We start from the raw sequence: 25,916 nt of genomic DNA on the forward strand, positions 1-25,916 counted from the left end.
TGAAGATCACGGATGAAGCTCGCATGCACGTCCTCCCACCAGCGCATTTTGTTTACTCCCCCCTTCGAACGGCTACCGTCGACCTGTGACCGTCCACAAAGTTCTCGACGGCCGCTACGAGCTGAGCGGTCTGCTCGGCGTGGGCGGCAACGGCGAGATCCACGACGGTTGGGACACCCGCCTCCACCGGCCCGTCGCCGTCAAACTGCTCGGACGGGAGGTCGGCAGCAGATCGGACGTACGACGTCGTTTCGAGGTCGAGGCCCGGGCCGCCGCGGCCCTGAACCACCCTCGCATCGTCGCCGTGTACGACACGGGTGAACACGACGGACGTCCCTACATCGTTATGGAACGGCTCCCCGGGCGGACGCTCGCCGACGACATCGCCCGCGGACCCCTACCCGCCGACCGGGTGCGTACGGTGCTCGCCGGAATTCTCGAGGCACTCGTCGCCGCGCACGGTGCGGGGATCCTCCATCGGGACATCAAGCCGGCAAACGTACTCATCGCGGAGAACGGCGAGATCAAGGTCGCCGACTTCGGTATCGCGAAGAGCGTCGGCGACGACCTCACCCGCACCGGTGAACTCGTGGGGACCGTCGCTTATCTGAGTCCGGACCGCATCACCGGTCATCCCGCGTCCGTGACGGACGATCTGTATGCGGTCGGCGTCGTCGGCTACGAGTCCCTGTGCGGGCGGAGGCCGTTCGCCGAGGACAACATCCTCGCGCTGGCACGGGCCATCACGCACGACCGGCCGCAGCCACTCACCGAACTCCGTCCGGATGCACATCCTGGGCTCGTCGCAGTGATCGAACGGGCCATGGCACGAGAGCCTTTCGACCGGGTCCGCAGTGCGCACGAGATGCTCACGGCATTGCAGAATTCCGACGGAGCCCATGCGGTGACGGCCCTCCTGCCGGCGAGTGAGATCGGCGGACCGACGACCACTGCAGGCACGGACCGTTCCCGTGGAGTTCTCGTCGCGGCGGGTCTGACGCTGGTCGGAGCGCTCGCCGTGGGCGGTCTCGCGCTCGGATTCGGGCGGGGCGACTCCCCGCCGGCGGCCACACCGGAGACCCGGACGCCGGGCATGTCCGCATCGACGCCCGAACGGGTACCGGCCACCACCGAGCTTCCTGCGACCCCTGAATCCACGGTAGTCCCGGCGCGCACAGCGGACGAGACCGCCGTGGTTCCGCCCGTCGTGCCCGCTCCGGAGACCGCTCCCGTCGCACCGCCTGCGGATGCCGGGTCCACGAGGTCCGAACCCGAGTCCCGCGGGAACAGCGGACCCGGCAACAACAATGGGAACGGCAATTCGCGGGGGAACAGCGGCAACCACAACGGCAACAACGGCAATGGGAACGGGAACAGCGGCAACGGGAACAGCGGCCGCGGTAACGGGTGAGGTCGCTCAGCTCGAGGCGCGCACCACGAGTTCGACGGGAAGTCGCGTCGATTCCGTTTCTCCGTTTCGCACGAGTTCGAGCAGACGCTCGATGGCCGTCACCCCGATATCGTGCGCGGGCGACCGCACGGTGGTGAGCGGAACCGGCAGCTGCGCCACGACGGGGATGTCGTTGTAGCCGACGACGGCGAGATCGTCGGGGATGGACAGACCCAGGTCGCGGGCGACACCGAGGATGCCGATGGCAATGGTGTCGCTGACCGCGAAGATCGCGCGGGGACGATCGGGGCGATCCAGCAGCGCACGCGCTGCTTTCACACCCCCGGCGACGTCGAAGCTCGACCGCACGATCCGCTCGGGCGGCAGTGCCACCGATGCTTCCTTCACGGTGTCGACGAAGCCGTCGCGTCGGTCGCGGGCGGTGCTGGCGTGGTCGGGGCCGGCGATGATCGCCAGGTCGTCGTAACCGCGGTCGAGCAGATGCCGGGCGGCCAGCGCACCACCTCGGTAGTCGTCGCCCACCACGAACGGCAACCCCGCGTCGGCGTGCCGGGTGACCGCGAGGATGGGCAGCGATCCGAGTGCCAACGACTCGACGAACGAACGACCAGGAAGGTGCATGCTGCTCAGCAACAGGCCGTCGACCTGCCGGCCCACGAGCAGCGCGATGGCGCGACGTTGCGCCTCGAGATCGTCGGGCGGGCTCGACAGCAGCACCGAGTAGCCCGCTTTCGTGGCGGCTTCCTCGATGCCCTGGTAGGTCGTGGCGACCACGCCGTCGGTGAGTCTCGGCATGACGACACCGAGGGTCGTGGTCTTGCGGGTCCGCAGGCTCGCCGCCCACAGATTGGGGCGATATCCCAGTTCGGCCGCAACCTCCCGAACCCGCAGGGCCGAGTCCGACCACCCGTCGACCGGTTCGGGCTGGCGCAGCACCCGGGATGCCGTCGAGACGTGGACACCGGCGCGCTCGGCGATCTCCTTGAGCGTCGGGGCGCGGTCGGGACGGGGCATGCGGTTCTCCTGCTTGTCCGGCATCGAATTCGTGTTCCGGGTTGACTCGCCCGGAGCATGCCTTTAGCGTAGGCCATGCAATCGATCGTGCAAACGTTCTCGCAATCGTTCTGACAAACGTTTCCTCGACCACCGGAGAAGGCCATGTCCAACGCTCAGTCGCTCACCCAGCTGTTCGCCCTCGACTCCCTGCTCGAGCAGGAGGAGATCGACATCCGCGACACCGTTCGCAAGTTCGGCAACGAGCGCATCCGCCCGCACGTGGCCCAGTGGTTCGAGGAGGCGAAGCTCCCGGCACGCGAGCTCGCCAAGGAACTCGGACAGCTGGGGGTGCTCGGCATGCACCTCGACGGCTACGGCTGCGCCGGCATGAGCGCCACCGCCTACGGCCTGGCCTGCCTCGAACTCGAGGCCGTCGACTCCGGCATCCGCAGCCTCGTGTCCGTGCAGGGCTCGCTGGCGATGTTCTCCATCCACCACTGGGGCAGCGAGGAGCAGAAGCAGGAATGGCTCCCCCGCATGGCCGCCGGTGAGGCCATCGGTTGCTTCGGCCTGACCGAGCCCGACTTCGGCTCCAACCCCGCCGGAATGCGCACCAACGCCAAGCGCGACGGCGACGACTGGATCCTCAACGGCACCAAGATGTGGATCACCAACGGCTCGATCGCCGACGTCGCCGTCGTCTGGGCGCAGACCGACCTCGAAGAAGGCGCCAAGGGCATCCGCGGCTTCGTCGTCCCCACCGACACCCCCGGTTTCTCCGCACCGGAGATCCACTCCAAGCTGTCGCTGCGCGCCTCGGTCACCTCGGAGCTCGTCCTCGACGGCGTGCGTCTGCCCGCCTCGGCGATGATGCCGAAGGCCAAGGGCCTGCGCGGACCGCTGACCTCCCTCGGTGAGGCCCGCTTCGGTATCGTCTTCGGTGCCATCGGCGCCGCCCGCGACTGCCTCGAGACCGCCATCGAGTACTCGCAGTCCCGCGAGGTGTTCGACAAGCCGCTCGCCGGCTACCAGCTCACCCAGGCCAAGATCGCCGACATGGCACTCGAGGTCGGCAAGGGCCACCTGCTCGCCTACCACCTCGGCCGCATCAAGGACCGCGGCGAGATCGCCCCGGAGCAGGTCAGCCTCGGCAAGCTCAACAACGTGCGCGAGGCCATCGCGATCGCCCGCGAGTGCCGGACCATCCTCGGCGCCAACGGCATCACGCTCGAATACCCCGTCATCCGGCACGCCAACAACCTCGAATCGGTGCTGACCTACGAGGGCACCTCCGAGGTCCACCAGCTGACCATCGGCAAGGCGCTGACCGGCGAGGCGGCCTTCCGGTGAACACCCTTCCCGGTGCGCTCGAAGGGCTGGTGATCGCCGACTTCGGTCGCGTGCTCGCCGGCCCCTACGCCACCATGCTGCTCGCCGACCTCGGGGCGGAGGTCGTCAAGATCGAACGACCCGGCTTCGGGGACGACACCCGGCACTGGGGACCGCCCTGGGTCGGCGACGAGTCGACCTACTTCCTCGGCGTCAATCGCAACAAGAAGTCGGTGGCCATCGACCTGACCACCGACGAAGGACTCGAACAGGCACGCGATCTCGCCGCCCGCGCCGATGTCGTCGTCGAGAACTTCCTGCCCGGCACGATGACTCGGCTCGGGCTCGGATACGAGCAGGTCCGGGGACTCAACCCCGGCATCGTCTACACCTCCATCACCGGCTTCGGTGGGCACAACAACCTGCCCGGCTACGACCTGCTCATCCAGGCCGTCGGCGGTCTGATGAGCATCACCGGGCCCGATCCTGCGACACCCACCAAGGTCGGTGTCGCCGTGGTCGACATCATCACCGGAATGCACGCTGCGCTCGGCATCCTCGCCGCGCTGCGGCACCGCGACCGCACCGGCGAGGGCCAGCGCGTCGAGGTGAACCTGCTGTCGTCTCTGTTGTCGGCGCTGGCGAACCAGTCGTCCGGCTATGTCGCGGCGGGAGTGGTGCCGAAGGCCATGGGCAATCGTCATCCGAGCATCGCCCCCTACGAGGTGTTCCACACCGCCGACCGGCCGTTCGTCCTCGCCGTGGGCAACGACCGTCAATTCGCTTCGCTGGTCGAGGTTCTCGGCGCTCCCGAACTCGCCACCGACGACCGGTTCACCACGAACACCGCCCGTGTCGCGAACCGGGAGGAACTGACGAAGATCGTTGACGAGTTGCTCTCGGCCAAGACGGCCGACGAGTGGTTCGACGCCCTGACCGCAGCCCGGGTGCCGTGCGGTCCGCTCAACGACATCGCCGACGCGGTCGCGCTCGCCGAACGACTCGGCCTGTCGCCGGTGGTGTCGATCGACGATCCCGACCGGAACGCTCCGCTTCGTCAGATCGCCAACCCGATCCGGCTCAGCGCCACCCCCGCCACCTACCGCACCGCACCCCCGCGGTTGGCGTAGTCGGACGCTCTCGTCACTCGGACTTCTGTTCCTTCAGAGTGTGGGCGACGAGAGCGTTGGCGTGCCCGTGACCCATCCCGTGTTCCTGCTTCAGCCAGTTCACGAGTTCCATGTGCTTGGCGAGATCCGACGCGCGGATCATGTTCTTCCACTCCTCGATCGGGCGTCCGTACTTCTGCTCGATCGACGGAAAATACGACTCGGGTCCCTTGACCTTCTCGCTCATGCCGGAGAGATTAACCGCGGCAACCGACACGGTCGGGCCGTTCCGTTCGATCCGCAGAAAAACCGTCCGCGGCGCCGCAGTCCCGGAGGGGACGCGGCGCCGCGGACGTACGGAGGAGGATCAGGCCTTCGGGCCACCGGCCACGTAGATGACCTGACCGGACACGAAGCCCGCACCCTCGGACGCGAGGAACGATGCGGTGTGGGCGATGTCGTCGACCTCGCCGATACGGCCGACCGGGATGTTGGACGCGATGTTCGACTTGAAGTCGTCGAACGACAGGCCGAGACGCTCGGCGGTCGCGGCGGTCATCTCGGTGGCGATGAAGCCTGGGGCGATGGCGTTGGCGGTGACACCGAACTTGCCCAGCTCGATCGCGAGGGTCTTCGTGAAGCCCTGCATGCCGGCCTTGGCAGCGGAGTAGTTGACCTGGCCGCGGTTGCCGAGGGCCGAGGTGCTCGAGAGGTTGACGATGCGACCGAACTTGGCGTCGACCATGTAGCTCTGGACGGCACGCGTCATGAGGAAGGCGCCGCGCAGGTGCACGTTCATGACGGCGTCCCAGTCCTCGACCGTCATCTTGAACAGCAGGTTGTCGCGGGTGATGCCGGCGTTGTTGATCAGGACGGTGGGCTCGCCGAGTTCGGTGGCGACCTTCTCGACGGCAGCGGCGACGGACTTCTCGTCGGAGACGTCGGCACCCACGGCGAGTGCCTTGCCGCCGGCGGACTCGATGGCCGAAACGGTGTCCTTGCAGGCGGATTCGTCGAGATCGAGGACGGCGACCTGGTAGCCGTCGCCGGCGAGCCGCTTGGCGACGGCTGCGCCGATGCCGCGTGCGGCTCCGGTGACGATGGCAGTGCGGGGTTGTGTGCTCATAGCGTTCCTCCGTAGGGGGATGGGTGGTGCCGTCAGGTGATGGTGAGTCCGCCGTCCACGGCGATGATCTGACCGGTGACGTAGGCGGCGGCGTCGGACGCCAGCCAGACTGCGGTGGCTGCGATCTCCTCGGCATCGCCGGTACGGCCGAGGATGATTCGCTGCTTCATCGAGTCGAGGTATCCGGGCTGGTACTCGTCCGTCATCTCGGTGTGGAAGAACCCGGGTGCGATGGCGTTGACGCGGATCCCCTTGCGCGCTCCCCACTGCTGCGCCAGGTCACGCGTGAGGCCGATGACGCCTGCCTTGCTGGCCGAGTACGCGGCCTGCGGCAGGCCTGCCGTGGTGAGGCCGAGGACCGACGAGATGTTGACGATCGAGCTACCGGGCTGCATCACACGGCCGACGGCCTGTGCCGCCCAATAGGATCCGTTCAGGTTGATGTCGATGACCTGCCGGAACTGCTCGGGGGTCTCCTTGGTGGCGGGGACGGCGGTGCCGATACCGGCATTGTTGATGAGGATGTCCACCCGGCCGAGTTGCTCGACCGCATGGTCGACCATGCGCTGCGCCTGTGCGGGATCGGCGATGTCGGTCTCGACCGTGACGGCCCGCCGTCCGGCCTCCCGGACCAGCTCGGCGGTCTTCTCGAGACGGTCGACGCGGCGTGCAGCGAGCACGACGTCGGCCCCTGCTTCGGCCAGCCCTCGGGCGAATGCGACACCGAGGCCCGAAGAGGCACCGGTGACGATGGCAACGCGGCCGTCGAGACGGAAGCGGTCGAGCACGGACATACGTCATCTCCTCGCTGTGACGGGGCCTACAGGAACTGTATAGCCGACCGCCTTCTCATCCACCAAACAGCCTGTATCCAATTTGATTGGACAGCACTACCTTTCAGAGCCAGGTCCTATTCTTCTCTTCGGCGGATCCTATGTTGCCGCAGGCGTGGCAGCGCGGAGAGGCCCCCGCGTCGCACCCACCGTTACCAAGTCGATAAGCACTGGCTTATTTCTAAGCGCTCGCTTATCGTGCGATGCCGTAGCGGGCTTGTCAACACCAACCGGACAGAACGGAAGCGCCCTCGTGAGTGATGCATGGGACGACGTCGTCGGCGGATCCAAGGCCGCTGCTCGCATCCGCACGGCCGCGATAGAAGAGTTCGCGGAGCACGGCTACGGCGGCACCACGACGCGCCGGATCGCGGCGCGACTCGGCATGAGTCCCGCCGCGATGTATCCGCACTACGCGTCCAAGGAGGAGCTGCTCTTCGCCATCGCCTACGAAGGCCACGCCCTCGCCCTGCAGGTCGTCGAAAGCGCCGACTGCCCCGATGCCGAGCCGTCCGACCGGCTCGCCTCCATCATCGGACGCTTCGCCGCCTGGCAGGCGGAGAACCACCGGTGGAGCCGGGTCATCCAGTACGAGCTGGCCGCGCTCCACCGCGAGCACTACCGCACGATCGTCGGACTACGACGGCGGACCACGCAGGTCGTGCGGAGTGTCGTCGACGCCGGCCACGTCTCGGGCGAGTTCACCCTCCCGGACGCCGAAGGTGTCACCCTCGCGCTGATGTCGCTCTGCGTCGACGTCTGCCGCTGGTACCCCTCGGGCCGTTACGACGACGCCGCGACGATCAGCGACCTGTATGCCGATCTTGCCCTGCGTCTGGTCGGTGCCGTGCGTTAGCATCGTCGCCACCATCGGATCGGGGGATCTACGTGGCAGGGGGATATCGCGCCGCCGTCGGCTCCTCGAGACGCGAGAGCATCGAGGGGGAGCTGTCGTCCATGTCCACGAATGACAACGCCGTCGACCGACTACTGGTGTCGCTCGGGGTCGACGCCCCGGTCCCCGATTCCGTCTCCCGCCGGGAGTCCAACTACGACACGCTCGCTGCGCGCATCGACGCGGGAGTCGATCCCGAATACATCGCGGCATTCGAGAACTTCCACGGCATGGAACATGCCGACATCCACCGGCTCGCCCAGAGCATCAACCCCGTCGCAATGACCACCCTGGCCACCGAATGGGCCGAACTCGGAAAGGGTTTCAGCTTCACGGTCGCGTGGGGGACGCTGATGATCCGCAAGCTCATCGGCCAGCACTGGGAGGGCCCGGCGGCCGAGGCCGCGATGGACGCGACGGTGCGATTCGGCGAATCCGCACAACAACTGTCCGATGCCGCACGCGCGACGTCCGAGAAACTCCGCATCGCTGCCGACGTCGGCGAACGGGTGCGAGCATCTGTGCCTCCACCCACGGTGAACACATCGTCGGTCCTGTACGCGCTCGATCCCGTCGCGGGTGCTGCTGCCGCCCGGCAGGAGGAAGCCGTTCGCGCCCAAGCCGTGCGGGTGATGGAAGCCCTCTACAAGCCGTACTACCGCGATTCCGGCACGGCGGTTCCGGTCCTGCCCTCCCCGTATGCCGCCACGACAAGTCGTGCCAACGAGGCATTCGTTCCCCAGGGCTACGGCACACCAGGTGTCGGCAGCGTCCGGACCGCGGGCGACCCGACGGGAATCCCGAACGGGGACGGAGAACGTCCGGGTGGGCAGACCGCCACGGAGGCGGAGAACCGTACGAACGCATCGACGTCCGGTGAAGGCCCGGACGGCCGGTCGGAAGGATCGGATTCGGCAGGTAGGGCGGTCCCGAACGATCCTGCGGCGACCACTCCTGCATCCACCTCCCCGGCAGCGAGCGGCGCCCTGGGAAGCCCGACCGGTCAGTCGTATAGCTCACCGTCCTCCGGAGCGGGGGCGGGTTTCGGAGGTGGCCTACCGGGCGCCGGTGGCGTCGGGTCGGCCGGTGGCGCATCGCCCGCGGCGGGACCCGCTCCGCTCGTCGCGGGAGTCGCACCCACCGGCGGCGCTGCCGGTCAGCCCGGTGCCGCCGCGACTCGCGGTGCCGGTGTGCGCCCGTTCGGCATGATGCCCGGCATGGCACCCGCCTCCTCCCGCGGCGACGAACAGGACAAACGCGCGGCCGGCTATCTCGTCACCGGCGAGAACGGGAACGAACTGATCGGGTCGCTGCCCGACACCGCCCCGCCGGTTCTGGGGGCCTGAGCACTGTGGACCGGCATCTGACACCCGACCGATTCCTGGCGTCGTGGACCGCCGCGGGTGGCGACGAGTTCCCCTTCCCCCTGCGTTATCGCACCTCGGCGATGTGGGAAGACGAGCACGCCGCGAACCTGCAGGCCGCTCGCGCGTGGCTGCACAAGAGACCCGACCCTGCCCTCGACGACGCGATGCGGATCCTGCTGATCGGGGAGGTCGCGGTGGAGGTCTACGGCCGCTCCACCGACCCGGCCTGCGAGGTCTTCGTCCGTGCCGCCGCGACCGGCGAGCAGGCCGTCCTCGCCCGTCAGGCGCCTGCCGCAGGCGACATTCGCATCACCACGACCACCGACCTCGCGGGTGCGATCCTCGGGCACCTTCCGGTTGTGGCAGCGGGCCGCGAACACGCACGCACCGCCTCGAGCCGCGACGTGCTCGAGCCATCCGAGTTCGGCACGGTCCGCCGCCCTGCGGGTGGCACGCACGCAGAGTCGTTGCGCCGGTTGCTGCGTCGCGAACGCTCGGCCACCGGCAGTATCCGCGTCCTGCGGTACTCGAATCCGGGGTACACGCCCGTCGCCGACATCGGCTGGTTCGACGTCGTGGGCGACGGCCGGTACCTCTTCGTCCCCGGTCCCGACCTCCGCGTCGCACCGGGCACCGTCGACGCATTCGTCCGGGAACTGTCGGCGCAACTGTCCCGGATGCGCAGGCCCTCGCACGAGGGTCGGAGCGGCGTTCTGCGACGCCAGTGATCCCTTCCCGAAGCGGCCGTTCGTCTAGGCTGGCGACATGACGGACCGGGACCGCACACCCGACGGCAGGCCGCAGAACGCGCGTCCGCGCGACGCCTTGGGGCGTCCGTTGCCGCCGGGCGAAGAAGGCGTCGAACGTGTTCCCGAAGACCTCGATCTGGATGTCGAGGAGACCATCGCCGAAGGTCAGCGTCTCCTCGACCACGGTTATCCGTTCCACGCCCACGAGGTCTTCGAAGCGATGTGGAAGAAGGCGCCACCCGAGGAACGTCCCCTGTGGCAGGGCCTCGCCCAGCTCGCCGTGGGGCTGACCCACCTGCTCCGGGGCAACCCCACCGGCGCGGCATCGCTGTTGAAGCAGGGACAGACACGGGTGCGGCACTACGAGGACGAACCGCCGTACCGACTCGACATCGACGGCCTGGCGAGTTGGGCCGATCATCTGCTCACCGAGATCGCTCGCGACGAACCGATCCCCGCTCCCCCGACCCCGCGCCTGAGGATGCCCTGATGCCGACACTTCCCATGTTCCCGCTCGGCACCGCACTGCTTCCCGGGTCCGACCTGCCGTTGCGCATCTTCGAGCCGAGATACCAGCAACTCGTCCAGGACTGCACGGCATCGCCGGACGGCCCCCGCTTCGGAGTCGTCCTCATCGCCCGGGGACACGAGGTGGGCGGAGGCGAGCAGCGACACGACGTCGGCACCGTCGCGCGGATCATGGTCGACGCCGAGGTCGGTGCAGGTCGCCGCGAACTCGAATGCATTGCGGAGGAACGCATTCGCGTCACCCGATGGTTGCCCGACGATCCCTACCCCATCGCCGAGGTGGAGCCCTGGCCCGACACCGATTCGGGGCCGGTGGATTTCGCCGCGGTCACCGGACCGATGGGCCGGTTGTACGGGGTGCTCGACCGCCTCACGGGTGGCCGGGCTCCGTTGCCTCCCGCCACCACCGAACTACCGGAGGATCCTGGGGCACGACTGTTCGCGCTCGCCCGGTACGTACCGATGGGCGAAGCGGACCGGTACGCGGTTCTCGCCGCACCGGGTCCGGCCGAACGCATGGCCGTGCTGCTCGAAGCGATCTCCACCGCAGTCGATCTCGCGGAATGGAAGCTGAAGGGCTGAGACGCGTGCGTCCGCCCGGTGAGTGGGAATATCGCTCTTCCGTTCTCGTGGTTGCGGGCTAGGGTCCGGGACACCGTTCGTCCCCGACCGGAAGGCACCCCGATGGACACCGTCGAACAACGGTTGGCCCGGCTCGAAGCTCTCGAAGAGATCAGGATGCTCAAGCATCGTTACTTCCGGGCGTGCGACGCCAAGGATCCGGAGGCGATGCGTAGGTGCTTCGTCGCGCACGGAGCCGACATCTACTACGGACCGGCGCTGGGTAGTTTCGACGACGCCGACGCCTTGGTCGACATCTACTCCCGGATCGCTCTCGAACGGGTCGACGACCGCTACGTCGTGCTCGACATGCATCACGGCATGCATCCGAGTATCCACCTGACCGGGCCCGACACCGCGACCGGCGCCTGGACGCTGCGATTCCGGCAGGTGGATCTGCGTGCCCGTACCGAACGGGTCACCGGACTCGACTACGACGACGACTACGTGGTCGAGAACGACGAATGGAAGATCTCCCGCTGCCACGTGAAGGTGCTGTGGTCGATCCAGCGGGCTCTCACCGACGACGTGGAAGTGGTGCAGTAATGGCAGAAGCAAAGGTCGCGCTGGTCACGGGCGCGAGTCGCAGCGTCGGCAAGGGCATCGCATGCGCGCTCGGCTCCGACGGCTGGACCGTCTACGTCACCGCCCGCGGGCCCGTCGGCGTCGACGGACCACTCGACCGCACCGCGGCGGAGGTCACCGAACGCGGCGGGCACGGCATCGCGGTGCAGTGCGACCACCGCGACGACGCACAGATCCACGAACTGTTCGGCCGGATCGCCGACGAGCAGGACTCCCGCCTCGACCTGCTCGTCAACAACGTGTGGGCATCACCGCCGGGGTTCGCCGGATTCTCCGAGCCGTTCTGGAAGCGCCCGATCAGCGACTGGGACAGCCTGATCGGCGTCGGCCTCCGCGCGCACTACGTCGCCTCCGTCGAAGCCGCGCAACTGATGGTGCCGCGCAGCAGCGGGATGATCGTCAACATCTCGTCGTTCGGCACCCGCGGTTACCTGCATTCGGTGCTGTACGGCATGTCGAAGGCGGGCCTGGACAAGATGGCCGCCGACATGGCCGTCGAACTCCGGGGCACCGGGGTGACCACCCTGTCGCTGTGGCCGGGACTGGTGAAGAACGAGGCCATGCTCGCCCGCGGCATCGACAACTTCGAGGGCTTCTCGTTGGCCAACGCCGAGACACCGGAGTTCATCGGACGGGTGATCGTCGCGCTCGCGGCCGATCCCGAGGTGAACGCGCGCAGCGGTCGCACCCTCATCACCGCCGAGACCGCACTCGACTACGGCATCGCGGACGTCGAAGGCAACCAACCCGATTCACACCGGGACATCTTCGGAGGCGGGCCGTTGTTCTGATGGGTGCAAGTGGCAGGCGACCTGTCCCCCTCCTGCCACTTCTGTGACAGCCGGTCGACTCTCCCGGCACACCGGCATGACCAGTGGGCAACGGGTGCTGAAGGCGCACCCAGCCGGCGGGTTCGCCGGATCGGGCAGTTCTCCGCTCAGGCGAATGCGCTCTCGGCGGCGTTGCCGTGCCGGGTCCGGGACGGGGACCGCGGACAGCAATGCTTGCGTGTACGGATGCGCCGGTTCGGTGAACAGACGTTCCGTCGGTCCCCATTCGACGATTCGCCCGAGATACATCACCGCTGTGGTGTGGGCGATGTGACGCACCACCGCCAGATCATGTGCGATGAACAGGTAGGCGATGCCCAGCTCCGCGGACAGTTGCTCGAGCAGCGCAACGACCTGATTCTGCGTCGAGACGTCGAGCGCGCTGACGGCCTCGTCCGCGATCACCAACTTCGGTTCCACGGCGATGGCCCGTGCAATGGCGATGCGCTGACGCTGCCCGCCGGAGAACTCGTAGGGATACCGATCGGCGTGCTCGGCGCGCAACCCGACCTGCTCGAGCAACCGACCGACCTTCCGTCGTCGTTCGTCCTCGGTGAGGTCGGTATGTACCTGCAGGGGCTCGGCGATCGCATCCCCGACCGTGTGCGAGGGATCCAACGAGGAATAGGGATCCTGGAACACCATCTGCATATGGCGTCTCGCGCTGCGCAGATCACTTCTGCTCAGCGCGGTCACATCGACTCCGTCGAGAACGACCGTCCCCTCGGCAACATCGACGAGCCGTAGAATTCCCCGTGCCGTGGTCGACTTGCCCGAACCTGATTCACCGACCAGGGCGAACGTCTCACCGGGGAAGATATCGAAGTCCACCTCGTCCACCGCGCGCACCAACTGCTTACGACGCGACATCCGCCGGCCCACGGGAAACTCCACGCGCAACCCACGCACTGTCAGCAGCGGCTTCCTGGTGCCGATGTCGGCGAGTTCTGCGGTCATCGGGTTCCCTCCAACATCAGATCGGTCACCCGCGCGCAGCGCGAGACGCGCTCGTTCTCCAGCGGGTGGAGCGGTATCACCGTGTCGCATTCGTTGCGACGGTGCTCACAACGCGGCCCGAAGCGGCAGCCCATCGGCATCGACCCCGGTACGGGTGGCGAACCGGGAATGGTGTGCAGATCGCTGCGACCGTCGATGGTCGGGACCGACCGCAGCAGACCTTGTGTGTACGGGTGTTTCGGCGTCGCGAAGAGTTCCTCGGTGCGGGCCTTCTCGACCACCTGCCCGGCGTACATGACGACCACCTCGGTGCACAGGTCGGCCACCACCCCGAGATCGTGTGTCACGAACAGCACGCCCATCTCGAACCGTTCTGCCATGTCTCTGATCAGGTCGAGCACCTGAGCCTGAATGGTGACGTCGAGTGCCGTCGTAGGTTCGTCCGCGATGAGAAGAGACGGTTCACACGCGAGCGCCATCGCGATCATGACCCTCTGGCGCATACCGCCCGAGAATTCGTGCGGGTACTGACGCACTCGGCGGGTCGCATTCGGGATACCGACGAGGTCGAGCACCTCTACGGCGCGCGCCAGTGCCGCCTTCCGGTTCACGCCTCGGTGTCGCCGCACTACTTCGGAGATCTGGTCCCCGACCGTGAAGACCGGGTTCAGACTCGTCATCGGTTCCTGAAAGATCATCGCGATGTCGTTGCCGCGTACGTCCGCCAGTTCGCGATCCGGCATCCCCAGCAGATCGCGGCCTCGGAACCGGATGCTTCCGGAGACGGTACGGGACTGGTTCGCCGGCAGCAGTCGCAGGACCGACGAACACGTGACGGACTTGCCGGAGCCGGATTCGCCGACCAGACCGACGAGTTCACCGGCCGCCACGTCGAAGGAGACGTCCTGCAGGACCGACATCCAGCCGGATCCGGTCGCGAACTCGACGCCGAGATTGTCGACACTCAACAGGGGTTCGCTCATTGTCCGCTCCGGTTCTCGCGGCCCACCGAATCACGGATGCCGTCGCCGAGGGTGTTGCAGGCCAGTACGGCCAGGATGATCGTCAGGGCAGGAATCACCACCGGCCACGCCGTGTAGTTCCACGCTTCGCGTCCCTCTGCGAGCATGCGGCCCCAACTAGCCTCGGGCGGTTGAACACCCAACCCCAGGAAGCTGAGCGACGACTCGGCGAGCAACGCGAAACCGCATGCCAGACTGATCTGGACGATCAGGGGAGACAGAGTGTGAGGCAATACATGCATGCGCACGATCCGCGCTGTCGGAGTGCCGATACTGCGTGAGGCCTCGATGAAGGTGCTCTCGCGCACTCCGATCACGGCGCCGCGTACCACGCGGAAGAATCTGGGGCCGAAGACGATACCGATCGCAATCATCGCGTTGGTGAGGTTGGTGCCCATCACGCCGACAATGGCCATCGCCAGCAGCAATGGGGGGAAGCTGAGAAATGCATCGGCGACCCGAGAGAGGATCGTGTCCCACCAGCCACCGAGGAACCCGGCGATCAGGGCAGGCACGACACCGATGAGCAGTCCGACCGACACCGAGATGAGCGCCGCCGAGACTGCGACACGCGCACCGTAGAGCAACCGGGACAGCGTGTCACGACCCAGATTGTCGGTGCCGAGCAGATATCCGTCGGACAGCGGAGGCAGCCGACGTGCGGTCAGCTCTTGCACGATCGGGTCGTGCGGAGCAATCAGAGGCGCAAGTAGTCCGAGAACCGCGATGAGGACGAGAAAGACGGCAGCGACTACGGCTCCCGGACGGTTCCGGAATCGGCGAAAGAACCTGTGACGTGGGGATTCGCCGACGGCTACGATCCTGTCGTCTACCGGCTTCGTCGAGACGGTGATGTCGCTCATGCGGCGCTCCTTGTTCTCGGATTGAGGTAGCCGTAGGAGATGTCGACGAGCAGACTCATGATCACAGTGGCGAACACGCCGAAGATCACGACTCCTTGGATGGCGGGAAGGTCTCCCGAGAGCACCGATTGCACCGCGAAATCTCCGAGACCTTTCAGGCCGAAGACGGACTCGATGACGGCCGTGCCGCCGAGCAGGAACGCGATCTGCATGCCCAGGACCGTCGCCGTCGGAATGAAGGCATTCTTCAAGGCGTGCTTCCACAGGACACTGCGACGACTCAGGCCCTTGGCGGTGGCGGTGCGAACGTAGTCCTGCTGCATCACTTCGATCATGGAACTGCGTAGCTGGCGTGCGATCTCGGCGGCCGCGGCCAACCCCAGGGCGATCGCCGGCAACAGCAGGTGGCTGAGCCACGGCCACAACCCCTTCGCGAGCGGGGTGTATCCGGTGGCGGGAAGAACCCGCAGCGTCAGGGAGAAGACGAGCACGAGGAGCAGACCCAGGACGAAGTTGGGTGTAGCGACGCCGAGTGTCGACCCCACGCCGGTGGCACGGTCCTGCCAACTTCCGGGCCTGCTTCCTCCGATGATTCCTGCCGGAATACCCACGAGAAGCGCCACGACCACGGCCACCATCGCCAACGAGAACGTCACGGGGAGACGATCGACGATCATCTCCAGCACTGGGGCCTGGTACGTGAAACTCGTACCGAGATCGCCGCGCACCAGTCCGAACAGGAAGTCGAAGTACTGCACGAGGACCGGCTGGTCGAGGCCGAGCTCCTCACGGACCGTCTCGATCTGCTGAGGTGTCGCCGACTCCCCGGCGATCCGGTGTGCCGGATCGCCGGGAATCAGGAAGATCAGACCGAAGGTGATGGCCGTGGCGATCATCAGCAACGGGACGACCGCCAGCAGCCGCTGTCCGATGAGTCGAAACATTCTGTGCTCCTTCGATTCACGATCCGTGTGTGATCACGGCCGCGAGGCTGTCCGTCGGGCGGTACGTCACGGGGCGGCCACGCCGACACCGCGCCATTCGTCGACCACCCGATTGGGCTCGTAACCCACCAACCGGTCCGAGGCAACGGCACCGAGTTCGGCGAAGGCGATCGGCAGCATCGCCGCGTGGTTCATCACCACGGCGTTCACCTCGCCGAGCAGCACAGCGCGTTCATCCGGGTCGGTGGCGCGGTTGGCCGCTTCCATGGCTTCCCGGAAGCCGGGGATCGCGTCATGGGAGGGGTTCTGAGGAGATTCCTGGCCGTAGAACGAGGTCAACAGCAGGGAAGGATCCGCACGGCCGACGAGCGTGGTGAGGATGGCATCGAGTTCGCCGCGATTGAACGCGGGATTGAGGTCCGTCGGTGTCATGGAGCGGATCTCCATGGTGATGCCGACACGTGCGAGCTGTTCCTGCAGGATCTGACCGATCACCTGATTCTCGGGAAGGTTGGAAACGCCGGCCACGAAGGAGAATCCGTCCGGCACGCCTGCCTCACCGAGCAATTGCTTCGCTTTGTCGGGATCGAAGGCGTACTGACCGTCGAGGACCTCGTTGTAGGCGAAGTAGCCCACGGGGAAATTCTGGCTCGCGGGCTCACCGTGTCCCTCGAGCGCCGTCTCCACCACCGACTCGCGGTCCACTGCGTGAGCAAGCGCCTGCCGCACTTCGAGCTTGCCGAACTCGCTCCGGGTTCGGTTCAGATTGAGGACGTAGTTGTTGAGGCTCGTCTGGACATACGTCTGCAGGCCCTGCTGCTCGGCGGGGTCGAGCGACATCGGCGTCGCCATCGCGGCATCGAGCTGAGCGGAGGCGACGGCGTTGACGCGCGTCTGCGGATCTGTCATGACGACCCACTCGAATCCCTCGGCCTGCACCGCTTCCGGGTCCCAGTAGTCGTCGCGCGCAGCGAAACGGTACTGAGCCCCCGGCTGAGATTCGACCACCGTGTACCGGCCGGCCCCTGCCGGGTCGAGCACGAGTGCGGCGTCCTTGTCCGGGTCTCCGAAAGCGTTGGGGTTGACGATCATTCCCGGAAGATCCGACAGCGTGAGGACGAGTTGCCCGCCGGGGCCCTTCAGGCGGAGCACCACGGTGTGCGAGTCGGTCGCCTCCACCGATTCGACACCGTCGAGCATCGCAGCCGTGATCGAGTCGGGTTCGAGTGCGCGGCGAAGGTTCGCCACCACGGCGGATGCGTCGAGCGGCGTGCCGTCCGAGAAGGTGACATCCTGGCGCAAGTTCAACGTCAGAGTCGATCCGTCCTCGGAGAACTCCCAGGATTCGGCAAGCCCGGGCACCGGATCTGCATTCCGATCACGGTGTACCAGTCGGTCGTAGACGAGATTCAGCATCGTCGAGTCACTGGTGATCCGGGTCTTGTGGGGGTCGAAGGACGACGCGCCATACGTTGTGGCATAACGCAGGGTCGCCTGCGGATCGATCTCTGCAGTGCTGTCGGTTGCGGCCGACGTTCCACAGCCGGCGAGAAGCAGTGCGGTCGCGACGGCAGCGACAACCGAGGTCAACGACTTACGGGACATGGAATTCCTTCGTTTCTGGGCGGTCGTCCGGTCAGGAGGCGGCGATGCCGACGCCGCGCCATTCGTCGATCAACAGGTTCGTCTCGTATCCGACGACCTGGTCGGTGAGCGTCGAGCCGAGTTCGAAGAAGACCAAGGGCACGGCGAGAACGTTGTCCGTTACGGTCTTCGATACTTCTCCGAGCTTGTCCCCACGGGCCTGCAGGTCGGTCTCACGGTTCGCGGAGTCGAGTGCCTCTTGGAATCCCGGCGCAGTGGTACGGGAGGGGTTCTGGGGCGAATTCTCACCGTAGAGAGCGGACAGCAACAGCGCGGGATCGGAGCGTCCCGTGAAGGTCGTGAGGAATGCGTCGGCGTCCCCCCGGTAGAAGGTCGGTGACGCATCCGACGGAGGCAACGGTTCGAGTTTCATCTCGATGCCGACCTGCGCCAGTTGTTGCTGCACGATCTGCGCCACCTGCACGTTCTCGGGCAGATTCAACAGGATGGCCGTGAACGAGAACCCTTCCGGCAGCCCTGCATCGGACAGCAACTGCCGTGCCCGTTCGGGATCGTACGGATAGTCGTCGGCGAGATCCGGGTCGTACGCGAAGTAGTCCTTCGGGAAGTTCTGCGTCGCAGCTTCGGCGTGACCCTCCATCGCTGTGTCCGCGATGGCCTGTCGGTCGATCGCGTGAGCAATGGCCTTGCGCACGTCGAGGTTGCCGAACTCGCTACGGTTCCGGTTGAAGTTGAGCGCCATGTGGTCGAGTCGAAGCGCTGTCTCCACCCGAAGACCCTGCTGTTCGGCTGCGTCGATCGTCAGTGGCGTGGTGATGGCGACATCGATGTCCCCTGCCGACACGGCACTCAGACGCGCCTGCGGATCGGTCATCACCGTCCAGACGAAGGTTTCGGTGCCGATCGCATCCGGGTCCCAATAGTCCGCTCTGGCAGTGAACTCGTACTCGGCACCCGGTCGGGACGCCGCGAGGACGTAACGTCCCGCACCGGCGGGCGCGAGTGTGAGCTGGGCGTCCTTCTCCGGACTTCCGAATGCGGCGGGGTCGACGATCATTCCGGCGAGATCGGACAACGCGAGCACGTACTGTGCGCCCGGACCGTCGAAGGTCAGCACGACCGTGCGATCGTCCGCTGCGTCGACCCCGACGATGCCGGCGAGCATCGGTGCCGTGATCGAGTCCGGCTCGAGAGCACGTCGGAGGTTGGCGACCACAGCATCGGCATCGAGGGCGGCGCCACTGGAGAAAGTCAGACCGTCACGCAGGTGGAGTGTCAGGGTGGTGTCATCGATCTCCCACGACTCGGCGAGCCCTGGAATCGGTTGGCCGGCTGCGTCACGGTGGACGAGGCGGTCGTAGACCATGTTGAGCATGGTGGCGTCACTGGTGATTCGCGTCTTGTGCGGATCGAACGACGAGACGCCGAAGACGGTGGCATAGTGCAGCGGAATTGCAGGATCACCGAATGCGGAGTTCTCGGGGGGAGTCGACCCACACGCGGTGAGCAGTATCGCGCAGGTCCCGATCACAGCACCCCACAAACGGATCGGCGACCTTCTCGACGCAACAGTCATGCCGCCCCCTCTCTCGAAAATATTCGTGCAGAACGATTTCGAGGCGGCCGTGCCACGGCCGCCTGAATACCGACCGAACCTATGGGTCTGTGACGCGGCACACCCTGCAGGTCCCGCTGATCGAGATCAACGGGCACAAGGGAAAGCTTCGGGAGTCGAAACGAGGGGAGGTTGTGTGCGCCGAAACCGCCCGCGAAATTCGCGCACAACCTCCCCCTGGATTCGGTGGCCCGGACGAGGGGTGGTCAGAGCACCCTCGGAAGTCGTGTATGGTTGGACATGCAACGCGGGGTGGAGCAGCTCGGTAGCTCGCTGGGCTCATAACCCAGAGGTCGCAGGTTCGAATCCTGTCCCCGCTACCACCGACCGGCCCGGACTCACACGAGTCCGGGCCGGTTCTTCTGTGAATGCTCCTCGGCCTCGGTACGGCTCCCCCGGCCGCGCTCACCGAGTAGATTTCGCGGCAGAGTCTCTGCAGAGCGGGAGGGTGTGATGGCCAAGCGCGCAACCGTCGCCGATCGTCCACGAACTCCCCGCTGGCTCCGGCCCACGATCGTCGGTGTTCTGCTGGCCGTCGCCTTCTATCAGATGTCGGGCTGGCTCTTCCACAATCTGAAGGGCTTCCTCGGCCTGCTGTTCCTGGCGTGGTTGTTCAGCATCACGATCGAACCGATCGTCGACCGCCTCGAACGGTTCGGGATGCGTCGCGGTGCCGGCACCGGCCTCGTGCTGTTCTCCCTGATCGCACTCACCATCGGGTTCTTCGCGGTGTTCGGCACGCTCCTGTTCGACCAGATCGCCCAGTTGCTCACCACACTTCCGGATGCGCTCACACGCATCACCGATTGGGCGAACCGCACCTTCGACACCAACTTCAAGACCGGGGACGAACTGTTCAAGATCACGCCCGATACGGTTCGAGATCTAGCGCAACGGTTCACGCCCGGCGTCCTCGGCGTCCTCAGCACTCTGGTCGGTGCCCTGTTCCAGATCCTGACGATGCTGCTGTTCGTCTTCTACATGTCGGCCGAGGGGCCGAAGATGCGCCGGACGATCGCGAGCTGGTTCCCGGCCCGGCAGCAGCAGCTGATCGCGAACGTGTGGGAGACCTCGGTGGAGAAGGCCGGCGGCTATGTCGTCTCCCGGTTGATCCTCGCCGCCGCGGCGTCGATCTTCACCGGAATCTTCTTCCTCATCATCGGGGTTCCGTACTGGCTGCCCCTCGCGATCTGGACCGGGGTGGTCTCGCAGTTCATCCCGACCCTCGGTACCTATCTGGCGATCGGCCTCCCCGCGCTCATCGCCGCGGTGCAGCACCCGCTCGACGGCGTGTGGGTGATCGCCTTCGGCACGGTCTACCAGCAGGTCGAGAACTACGTGCTCCACCCGCGCATCACGGCCCGCACGGTGTCGATCCACCCGGCGGTGGCGTTCGGTTCGGTGATCGTCGGTGCCACCCTGTTCGGCCCGGTCGGGGCGCTGGTGTCCGTGCCGGTGGTGGCGATCCTGCAGGCGCTCGCCGAGTCGTTCGGGCACCGCTACGAACTGATCCCTGAGGTGGGTGGGGAGGAACCGGAACCCGACGCTCCCGAGCTCACGGCCGACAACGACGACTACGACTGAGAGACGAGAGGCCGGGCACGAGATCTCCTCGTGCCCGGCCCCGTCGTCGTCCGATCAGACGATCAGCTTCGCCGCCGTCGCAGCGACGACGTCCTCGGTGGTCACACCGGGCGCCGTCTCGACGAGCTTCAGACCCTCGTCGGTGACGTCGATGACCGCGAGGTCGGTGATGATGCGCTGCACGCATCCACGACCGGTGAGCGGCAGCGCGCACTCCTCGAGGATCTTCGGATCACCCTTCTTGGTGACGTGATCCATCATCACGATGACGCGCTTGGCGCCGTGGACGAGGTCCATCGCGCCGCCCATGCCCTTGACCATCGCGCCGGGCACCATCCAGTTGGCGATGTCGCCCTTGGCGGAGACCTGCATCGCGCCGAGGACGGCGACGTCGATCTGACCGCCGCGGATCATGCCGAACGACTGTGCCGAGTCGAAGTACGACGCACCGGGGATCGCGGTGATCGTCTCCTTGCCGGCGTTGATGAGCTCGGGGTCGAGTTCGTCCTCGGTCGGGTACGGACCGACGCCGAGCACACCGTTCTCGGAGTGCAGGATGACCTCGACGCCGGGCTCGAGGTAGTTCGGCACGAGGGTGGGCATGCCGATTCCGAGGTTGACGTACTGGCCGTCCTCGAGTTCCTTGGCGACGCGTGCCGCCATCTCCTCGCGGGTCAGCCCCTTCTTCGTTGCCTGTGTCATGAGCGCACCGTCCGGTTCTCGATGCCGACCTCGACGGGGCCGACGTGTACGACACGCTGCACGTGGATGCCGGGCGTGTGGATTTCGTTGGGGTCGAGTTCGCCGGGTTCGACGAGGTGCTCGACCTGCGCGATCGTGATGCGACCCGAGGCGGCGGCCGGCGGGTTGAAGTTGCGGGCGCTCGCGCGGTAGACGAGGTTGCCGTGGCGGTCGCCCTTCCAGGCGTGCACGAGCGCGTAGTCGGCGACGATGCCGCGTTCGAGCACGTAGGTCTCGCCGTCGAACTCCCGGGTCTCCTTCGGCTGCGACGCGAGGGCGATGCCACCGTGCCCGTCGTAGCGCAGCGGGAGTCCGCCTTCCTCGACGGCCGTGCCGACGCCGGCGGGAGTGAAGAAGGCGGGGATGCCCGCGCCACCGGCACGCAGGCGCTCGGCGAGCGTGCCCTGCGGGGTGAGCTCGACTTCGAGTTCGCCGGCGAGGTACTGGCGCGCGAACTCCTTGTTGGAGCCGACGTACGACGAGATGGTGCGGCGGATGCGGCCCTTCTCGAGCAGCAGACCGAGCCCGAAGCCGTCGGTACCGCAGTTGTTGCTGACGGTTTCGAGGTCGGTGGCGCCCTGTTCGAGCAACGCGTTGATGAGGATCTCGGGGATGCCGACCAGGCCGAACCCTCCGACGGCGATCGTGACGCCGTCGGGGATGTCGGCTACGGCCTCGGCGGCGGAGGCAACGACTTTGTCCATGTGTGCCACGATACCCTCAGGTGTACGTCATGTGAACTCCCGTCCGCAATGCGAACAAATCCGCGTAGGATCGTTGCGAGCACAGAACGGTCGCACTAGCCTGTTCGCATAGCGTCCATCCGTCCACATAGCGAACGTTTCGGATCGGAGGTCCGTGTCTCCCTCATCCCCCGACGCCGGATATCGGGGCCTGCTGTTCGATCCCGTCTTCGGCGCGGACGAACTCGGCGTCGCCCTGTCGGATCGCGCGTGGATCGGTGCCCTGCTCGACGTGGAGGTCGCGCTGACGCGCGCGGCCGCCGCACTCGGCCGCGTCGAGAACACCCACGCCGACGCCGTCGCGACAGCCGCGACCTCCCTCGCCGAGGAACTCGATCCCGCCGACCTCGGTCGATGGTCCGCGGCGGGCGGCAATGCCGTCATCCCCCTGGTCTCCCTGCTGCGCGAGCGCGCCGACACTCCCGCGCGGGCCGTGCACGTCGGCGCGACCAGCCAGGACGTGCTCGACACCGCTCTGATGCTGCTCGCCCGTCGCGCGGGCGGGATCGCCCTGGCGAACCTGCGCTCCGCAGCCGACGGCGCAGCGCGTCTCGCTGCCGCCCATCGTGAGACACCGATGGTCGCGCGCACGCTCGGCCAGCAGGCGCTGCCCACCACCTTCGGCGCACTCGCGGCCGGCTGGCTCCTGTCCCTCGACGACGCCGCCACCGAACTCGAGCGCGTCCTATCCGTCCTGCCCGCCCAGTACGGCGGGGCCGCCGGCACGCTCGCCGCCGTCCATCCCGACGGCTTCGCGTTCGCCGACACCGTCGCCGACATGCTCGGACTCGCGCGCCCCGTCGCCCCGTGGCACACCGCCCGCACTCCCATCACGATCCTCGCGAGCACGCTCGGTGTCGCCGCCGGCGCGGTCGCGAAGCCCGCCACCGACGTCGTACTCATGGCGAGCACCGAGTTCGGTGAGGTGAGCGAGGATGCGCCCGGCGGGTCGTCGGCCATGCCGCACAAGCGCAATCCGGTCGCGGCGATCACCGCTCGTGCTGCTGCCCGGCGCGTTCCCGGTCTCGTCTCGACGATCCTGTCGTCGACCGACCACGAGTTCCAGCGCGCCGCCGGCGCCTGGCACGCCGAATGGGAGACCCTCGCCGATATCCTGCGCCTCACCGGCGGTGCCGCGCACCAACTCTCGACGAGCCTGAACGGTCTGCACGTCCACACCGACGCGCTCGACCGCAATCTCGCGCTCACCGGAGGGGCGATCCTCGCCGAGAAGGTCACGGCCGCACTCGCCGAACACACCGACGACGCCCGCTCGATCGTCACCGATGCGGCGGTCGCCGGTAGGTCGCTCGACGAGGATCCCGCCATCACCGCACATCTCGACCCGCAGGACGTGCGCGAACTTCTCGATCCCACGCGCTATCTCGGCCATGCCGCAGACATCGTCGATCGCGTTCTCGCCCGTCACGACAGCACGAACCGAACCACAGGAGATGCCCGATGACCGTCACGCTCAACTACGAACAGTACGGCGACCCCACGAAGCCGACCGTCCTGTTCCTCGGTTCGCTGGGTTCGGACCTGTCGATGTGGACGCCGCAGATCCACGCTCTGTCGACCGACTGGAGCGTCGTCGCTGTCGATCACCGCGGACACGGCGCCTCGCCCGCGCCGTCCGGTCCCTACACGATCGAAGAACTCGCCGGCGACGTCGTCGCTCTGCTCGACTCTCTCGGACTCGACGCCGTGCACTACGTCGGACTCTCGCTCGGCGGTGCCGTCGGGCAATGGCTCGCCGCGCATCACCCCGAACGCGTGCGCACGTTGACGCTGCTGTGCACCTCGCCGGCCTTCCAGCCTGCCCAGCCCTGGTACGACCGGGCCGCATCCGTCCGCAACGACGGCCTGGCCTCGATCGCCGATTCGATCGTCTCGCGGTGGTTCACTCCCGAACTGGCCGAACACGATCCGGAGCTCGTCGCCCGCCACGTCGAGATGGTGAAGGGCACCACCGACGAGGGCTACGCCGCATGCTGCGAGGCACTGGCGACCTGGGACGGTCGTCCCGACCTCGCCCGGATCGTCGCGCCCACGCTGGTGATCGCCGGTGAGCGGGATCCGGCCACCCCGCCGTCGACGATGCAGCAACTGGCCGACGGGATCGCCGACTCGGCCCTCCACGTCGTCTCCCCCGGCGCCCACCTCGCCAATGTGGAACAGGCGGGACGGATCACGAAGCTCATTCGTGACCACATCGCGCGCGCCACTCCGTCCGCCGCGCACCGCACCGCGGTGTTCGAGGAGGGCTTGCGGGTGCGCCGCTCCGTCCTCGGCGATGCCCACGTCGACCGGTCCATCGAATCGGCCACCGAATTCACCCGCCCCTTCCAGGACTTCATCACCCGCACCGCATGGGGCGACATCTGGGCGCGTCCGGGCCTGGACCATCGCACCCGCCGGCTGCTGACCCTCGCGATCCTCACCGCGGTCGGCAACGAACACGAACTCGACATGCACATCCGCGCCGCCCTGCGTGCCGGGATCGACCCCGACGACCTCGTCGAGGTGTTCCTGCACACCGCGGTCTACGCGGGTGTCCCCAACAGCAACCGAGCGTTCGCGCTCGGCAAGCAGGCACTCGCCGACACCGAAGGGGGCACCGGGTCGTGACCACTCCCGATGTCACTGCGCCGGAGGTCGCACGCGAGAACCCCGGGGCGTCGCCCGATTACGTGCAGTCGCTGGCCCGCGGCCTGTCGGTCATCAAGGCCTTCGGTGTGCACACCCCCCGGCAGTCGCTCTCGGACGTCGCTCGCGCGACCGGCCTCACCCGCGCCACCGCCCGCCGATTCCTGTTGACGCTCATCGAACTCGGCTACGTCCGCACCGACGGTTCCCAGTTCTGGCTCACCCCACGGGTGCTCGAACTCGGATACAGCTATCTGTCCGCGCTGACGCTTCCTGAGGTAGCGCGGCCGCATCTCGAAGCGCTCGCCGAGAAGGTCAAGGAATCGACCTCGGTGTCGGTGCTCGACGGAGACGACGTCGTCTACGTCGCGCGAGTCCCTGTCAGTCGCATCATGACCGTCACCATCACACTCGGTACCCGCTTCCCCGCCTACGCGACCTCCATGGGACGAGTGCTGCTCGCCGGCCTGACCGACGACGAGTTCGAGGCCTATCTCGCCCGGGCCGATCTCGCACCCATCACCGGCAACACCGTCACCACCGCCGGGGAGCTGCGCGCCGAGATCGCCACGGTACGACGCAACGGATACTGCGTGGTCGACCAGGAACTCGAAGAAGGCCTGCGATCACTTGCCGCACCGATCCGCGACGCGTCGGGAACCGTTGTGGCGTCGGTGAACCTGTCGACCCACGCGGCGCGCTACCGGATGGAGACCGTGCACGACGAGCTCGTTCCGGCGCTGCTCGCTACCGCCGAGGCGATCTCCACGGATCTCGCCCGCACCCAGACCCACCAGTGAACAACCCCGATCGA

The 25,916-nt window shown here is 67.0% G+C and carries 26 protein-coding genes and 1 tRNA gene; 15 read left to right on the top strand and 12 right to left on the bottom strand.

Features of this window, described 5'->3' with window-relative positions; translation table 11 throughout:
- Positions 1 to 85: 85 nt before the first annotated feature.
- Positions 86 to 1,411 (top strand): serine/threonine-protein kinase, encoded by a 1,326-nt coding sequence (locus tag LPH33_RS23560; RefSeq protein WP_229566327.1) that lies wholly within the window; start codon positions 86 to 88, stop codon positions 1,409 to 1,411.
- Between the two features lie 6 nt (positions 1,412 to 1,417).
- On the opposite strand, the gene LPH33_RS23565 is transcribed toward LPH33_RS23560, so the two are convergent.
- Positions 1,418 to 2,425, bottom strand: coding sequence for a LacI family DNA-binding transcriptional regulator (locus LPH33_RS23565; protein WP_420714466.1), 1,008 nt, complete (start codon positions 2,423 to 2,425; stop codon positions 1,418 to 1,420).
- Between the two features lie 144 nt (positions 2,426 to 2,569).
- Here LPH33_RS23565 and LPH33_RS23570 point away from each other — a divergent pair, with 144 nt between their 5' ends.
- A complete protein-coding gene (locus LPH33_RS23570; RefSeq protein ID WP_016695852.1) occupies positions 2,570 to 3,757 on the top strand; it encodes an acyl-CoA dehydrogenase family protein in 1,188 nt (395 codons plus the stop codon).
- Entirely contained in the window at positions 3,754 to 4,866 is a 1,113-nt protein-coding gene (locus tag LPH33_RS23575) for a CaiB/BaiF CoA transferase family protein (RefSeq protein WP_229566329.1), read from the top strand. Before LPH33_RS23570 ends, LPH33_RS23575 begins: the two co-directional genes overlap by 4 nt.
- Positions 4,867 to 4,879: 13 nt before the next feature.
- Here LPH33_RS23575 and LPH33_RS23580 read toward each other — a convergent pair whose 3' ends face one another.
- From LPH33_RS23580 to LPH33_RS23590, 3 genes are all read right to left on the bottom strand, one after another.
- Positions 4,880 to 5,092: a DUF4287 domain-containing protein gene (locus LPH33_RS23580; protein WP_024102323.1), complete on the bottom strand. Its 213-nt coding sequence runs from the start codon at positions 5,090 to 5,092 to the stop codon at positions 4,880 to 4,882.
- Between the two features lie 120 nt (positions 5,093 to 5,212).
- Entirely contained in the window at positions 5,213 to 5,971 is a 759-nt protein-coding gene (gene fabG / locus LPH33_RS23585) for a 3-oxoacyl-ACP reductase FabG (RefSeq protein WP_016695855.1), read from the bottom strand.
- A gap of 32 nt (positions 5,972 to 6,003) precedes the next feature.
- Positions 6,004 to 6,765 (bottom strand): SDR family NAD(P)-dependent oxidoreductase, encoded by a 762-nt coding sequence (locus LPH33_RS23590; RefSeq protein ID WP_229566330.1) that lies wholly within the window; start codon positions 6,763 to 6,765, stop codon positions 6,004 to 6,006.
- A 292-nt stretch (positions 6,766 to 7,057) separates the two neighbouring features.
- On the opposite strand from LPH33_RS23590, the gene LPH33_RS23595 reads away from it, so the two are divergent.
- The 7 genes from LPH33_RS23595 to LPH33_RS23625 all read left to right on the top strand — a co-directional run bounded on the left by LPH33_RS23595 (position 7,058) and on the right by LPH33_RS23625 (position 12,340).
- Positions 7,058 to 7,660: a TetR/AcrR family transcriptional regulator gene (locus LPH33_RS23595; protein WP_229566331.1), complete on the top strand. Its 603-nt coding sequence runs from the start codon at positions 7,058 to 7,060 to the stop codon at positions 7,658 to 7,660.
- Between the two features lie 101 nt (positions 7,661 to 7,761).
- Positions 7,762 to 9,045: a PPE domain-containing protein gene (locus LPH33_RS23600; protein ID WP_229566333.1), complete on the top strand. Its 1,284-nt coding sequence runs from the start codon at positions 7,762 to 7,764 to the stop codon at positions 9,043 to 9,045.
- Positions 9,046 to 9,050: 5 nt separating this feature from the next.
- Positions 9,051 to 9,794: an ESX secretion-associated protein EspG gene (locus tag LPH33_RS23605; protein ID WP_229566334.1), complete on the top strand. Its 744-nt coding sequence runs from the start codon at positions 9,051 to 9,053 to the stop codon at positions 9,792 to 9,794.
- A gap of 37 nt (positions 9,795 to 9,831) precedes the next feature.
- Positions 9,832 to 10,305 carry a DUF309 domain-containing protein gene (locus tag LPH33_RS23610; protein WP_071936033.1) on the top strand — a complete coding sequence of 158 codons (474 nt, stop codon included), beginning with the start codon at positions 9,832 to 9,834 and terminating at the stop codon, positions 10,303 to 10,305.
- A complete protein-coding gene (locus LPH33_RS23615; RefSeq protein ID WP_229566336.1) occupies positions 10,305 to 10,925 on the top strand; it encodes an LON peptidase substrate-binding domain-containing protein in 621 nt (206 codons plus the stop codon). Before LPH33_RS23610 ends, LPH33_RS23615 begins: the two co-directional genes overlap by 1 nt.
- Positions 10,926 to 11,027: 102 nt before the next feature.
- Positions 11,028 to 11,510: a nuclear transport factor 2 family protein gene (locus LPH33_RS23620; RefSeq protein ID WP_229566338.1), complete on the top strand. Its 483-nt coding sequence runs from the start codon at positions 11,028 to 11,030 to the stop codon at positions 11,508 to 11,510.
- Positions 11,510 to 12,340, top strand: coding sequence for an SDR family NAD(P)-dependent oxidoreductase (locus LPH33_RS23625; protein WP_229566340.1), 831 nt, complete (start codon positions 11,510 to 11,512; stop codon positions 12,338 to 12,340). The genes LPH33_RS23620 and LPH33_RS23625 overlap by 1 nt, the downstream gene beginning before the upstream one ends.
- Here LPH33_RS23625 and LPH33_RS23630 read toward each other — a convergent pair.
- From LPH33_RS23630 to LPH33_RS23660, 6 genes are all read right to left on the bottom strand, one after another.
- The gene (locus LPH33_RS23630; protein WP_060652663.1) at positions 12,302 to 13,336 is read right to left on the bottom strand and encodes an ABC transporter ATP-binding protein; all 1,035 of its coding nucleotides are present in this window, start codon (positions 13,334 to 13,336) and stop codon (positions 12,302 to 12,304) included. The genes LPH33_RS23625 and LPH33_RS23630 overlap by 39 nt on opposite strands.
- Positions 13,333 to 14,319 carry an ABC transporter ATP-binding protein gene (locus LPH33_RS23635; RefSeq protein ID WP_229566341.1) on the bottom strand — a complete coding sequence of 329 codons (987 nt, stop codon included), beginning with the start codon at positions 14,317 to 14,319 and terminating at the stop codon, positions 13,333 to 13,335. Before LPH33_RS23635 ends, LPH33_RS23630 begins: the two co-directional genes overlap by 4 nt.
- A complete protein-coding gene (locus LPH33_RS23640) occupies positions 14,316 to 15,221 on the bottom strand; it encodes an ABC transporter permease (protein ID WP_267499180.1) in 906 nt (301 codons plus the stop codon). The genes LPH33_RS23635 and LPH33_RS23640 overlap by 4 nt, the downstream gene beginning before the upstream one ends.
- Positions 15,218 to 16,165, bottom strand: coding sequence for an ABC transporter permease (locus tag LPH33_RS23650; RefSeq protein WP_060652660.1), 948 nt, complete (start codon positions 16,163 to 16,165; stop codon positions 15,218 to 15,220). The genes LPH33_RS23640 and LPH33_RS23650 overlap by 4 nt, the downstream gene beginning before the upstream one ends.
- Positions 16,166 to 16,231: 66 nt before the next feature.
- A complete protein-coding gene (locus LPH33_RS23655; protein WP_229566343.1) occupies positions 16,232 to 17,770 on the bottom strand; it encodes an ABC transporter substrate-binding protein in 1,539 nt (512 codons plus the stop codon).
- 31 nt (positions 17,771 to 17,801) lie between these two features.
- Complete coding sequence (locus tag LPH33_RS23660; protein ID WP_229566345.1) at positions 17,802 to 19,346, bottom strand: ABC transporter substrate-binding protein; 1,545 nt, start codon at positions 19,344 to 19,346, stop codon at positions 17,802 to 17,804.
- A 285-nt stretch (positions 19,347 to 19,631) separates the two neighbouring features.
- On the opposite strand from LPH33_RS23660, the gene LPH33_RS23665 reads away from it, so the two are divergent.
- Together LPH33_RS23665 and LPH33_RS23670 are read left to right on the top strand one after the other, a co-directional pair.
- Positions 19,632 to 19,708, top strand: a tRNA-Met gene (locus tag LPH33_RS23665).
- A 130-nt stretch (positions 19,709 to 19,838) separates the two neighbouring features.
- Positions 19,839 to 20,969, top strand: a complete 1,131-nt coding sequence (locus tag LPH33_RS23670; protein ID WP_229566346.1) for an AI-2E family transporter — start codon at positions 19,839 to 19,841, stop codon at positions 20,967 to 20,969.
- A 54-nt stretch (positions 20,970 to 21,023) separates the two neighbouring features.
- On the opposite strand, the gene LPH33_RS23675 is transcribed toward LPH33_RS23670, so the two are convergent.
- Together LPH33_RS23675 and LPH33_RS23680 are read right to left on the bottom strand one after the other, a co-directional pair.
- Positions 21,024 to 21,671 (bottom strand): CoA transferase subunit B, encoded by a 648-nt coding sequence (locus LPH33_RS23675; RefSeq protein WP_059382709.1) that lies wholly within the window; start codon positions 21,669 to 21,671, stop codon positions 21,024 to 21,026.
- Positions 21,668 to 22,414, bottom strand: coding sequence for a CoA transferase subunit A (locus LPH33_RS23680; protein WP_016695872.1), 747 nt, complete (start codon positions 22,412 to 22,414; stop codon positions 21,668 to 21,670). The genes LPH33_RS23675 and LPH33_RS23680 overlap by 4 nt, the downstream gene beginning before the upstream one ends.
- Positions 22,415 to 22,568: 154 nt before the next feature.
- Here LPH33_RS23680 and pcaB point away from each other — a divergent pair, with 154 nt between their 5' ends.
- The 3 genes from pcaB to LPH33_RS23695 are packed head-to-tail and all read left to right on the top strand — an operon-like array spanning position 22,569 to position 25,902.
- The gene (gene pcaB / locus LPH33_RS23685; RefSeq protein ID WP_229566348.1) at positions 22,569 to 23,918 is read left to right on the top strand and encodes a 3-carboxy-cis,cis-muconate cycloisomerase; all 1,350 of its coding nucleotides are present in this window, start codon (positions 22,569 to 22,571) and stop codon (positions 23,916 to 23,918) included.
- Entirely contained in the window at positions 23,915 to 25,084 is a 1,170-nt protein-coding gene (gene pcaD / locus LPH33_RS23690) for a 3-oxoadipate enol-lactonase (RefSeq protein WP_229566350.1), read from the top strand. Before pcaB ends, pcaD begins: the two co-directional genes overlap by 4 nt.
- Entirely contained in the window at positions 25,081 to 25,902 is an 822-nt protein-coding gene (locus LPH33_RS23695) for an IclR family transcriptional regulator domain-containing protein (protein ID WP_229566351.1), read from the top strand. The genes pcaD and LPH33_RS23695 overlap by 4 nt, the downstream gene beginning before the upstream one ends.
- Positions 25,903 to 25,916 lie beyond the last annotated feature (14 nt).

The sequence above is a fragment of the Rhodococcus sp. RDE2 genome (assembly GCF_020885655.1).
Lineage (GTDB): Bacteria > Actinomycetota > Actinomycetes > Mycobacteriales > Mycobacteriaceae > Rhodococcus > Rhodococcus pyridinivorans.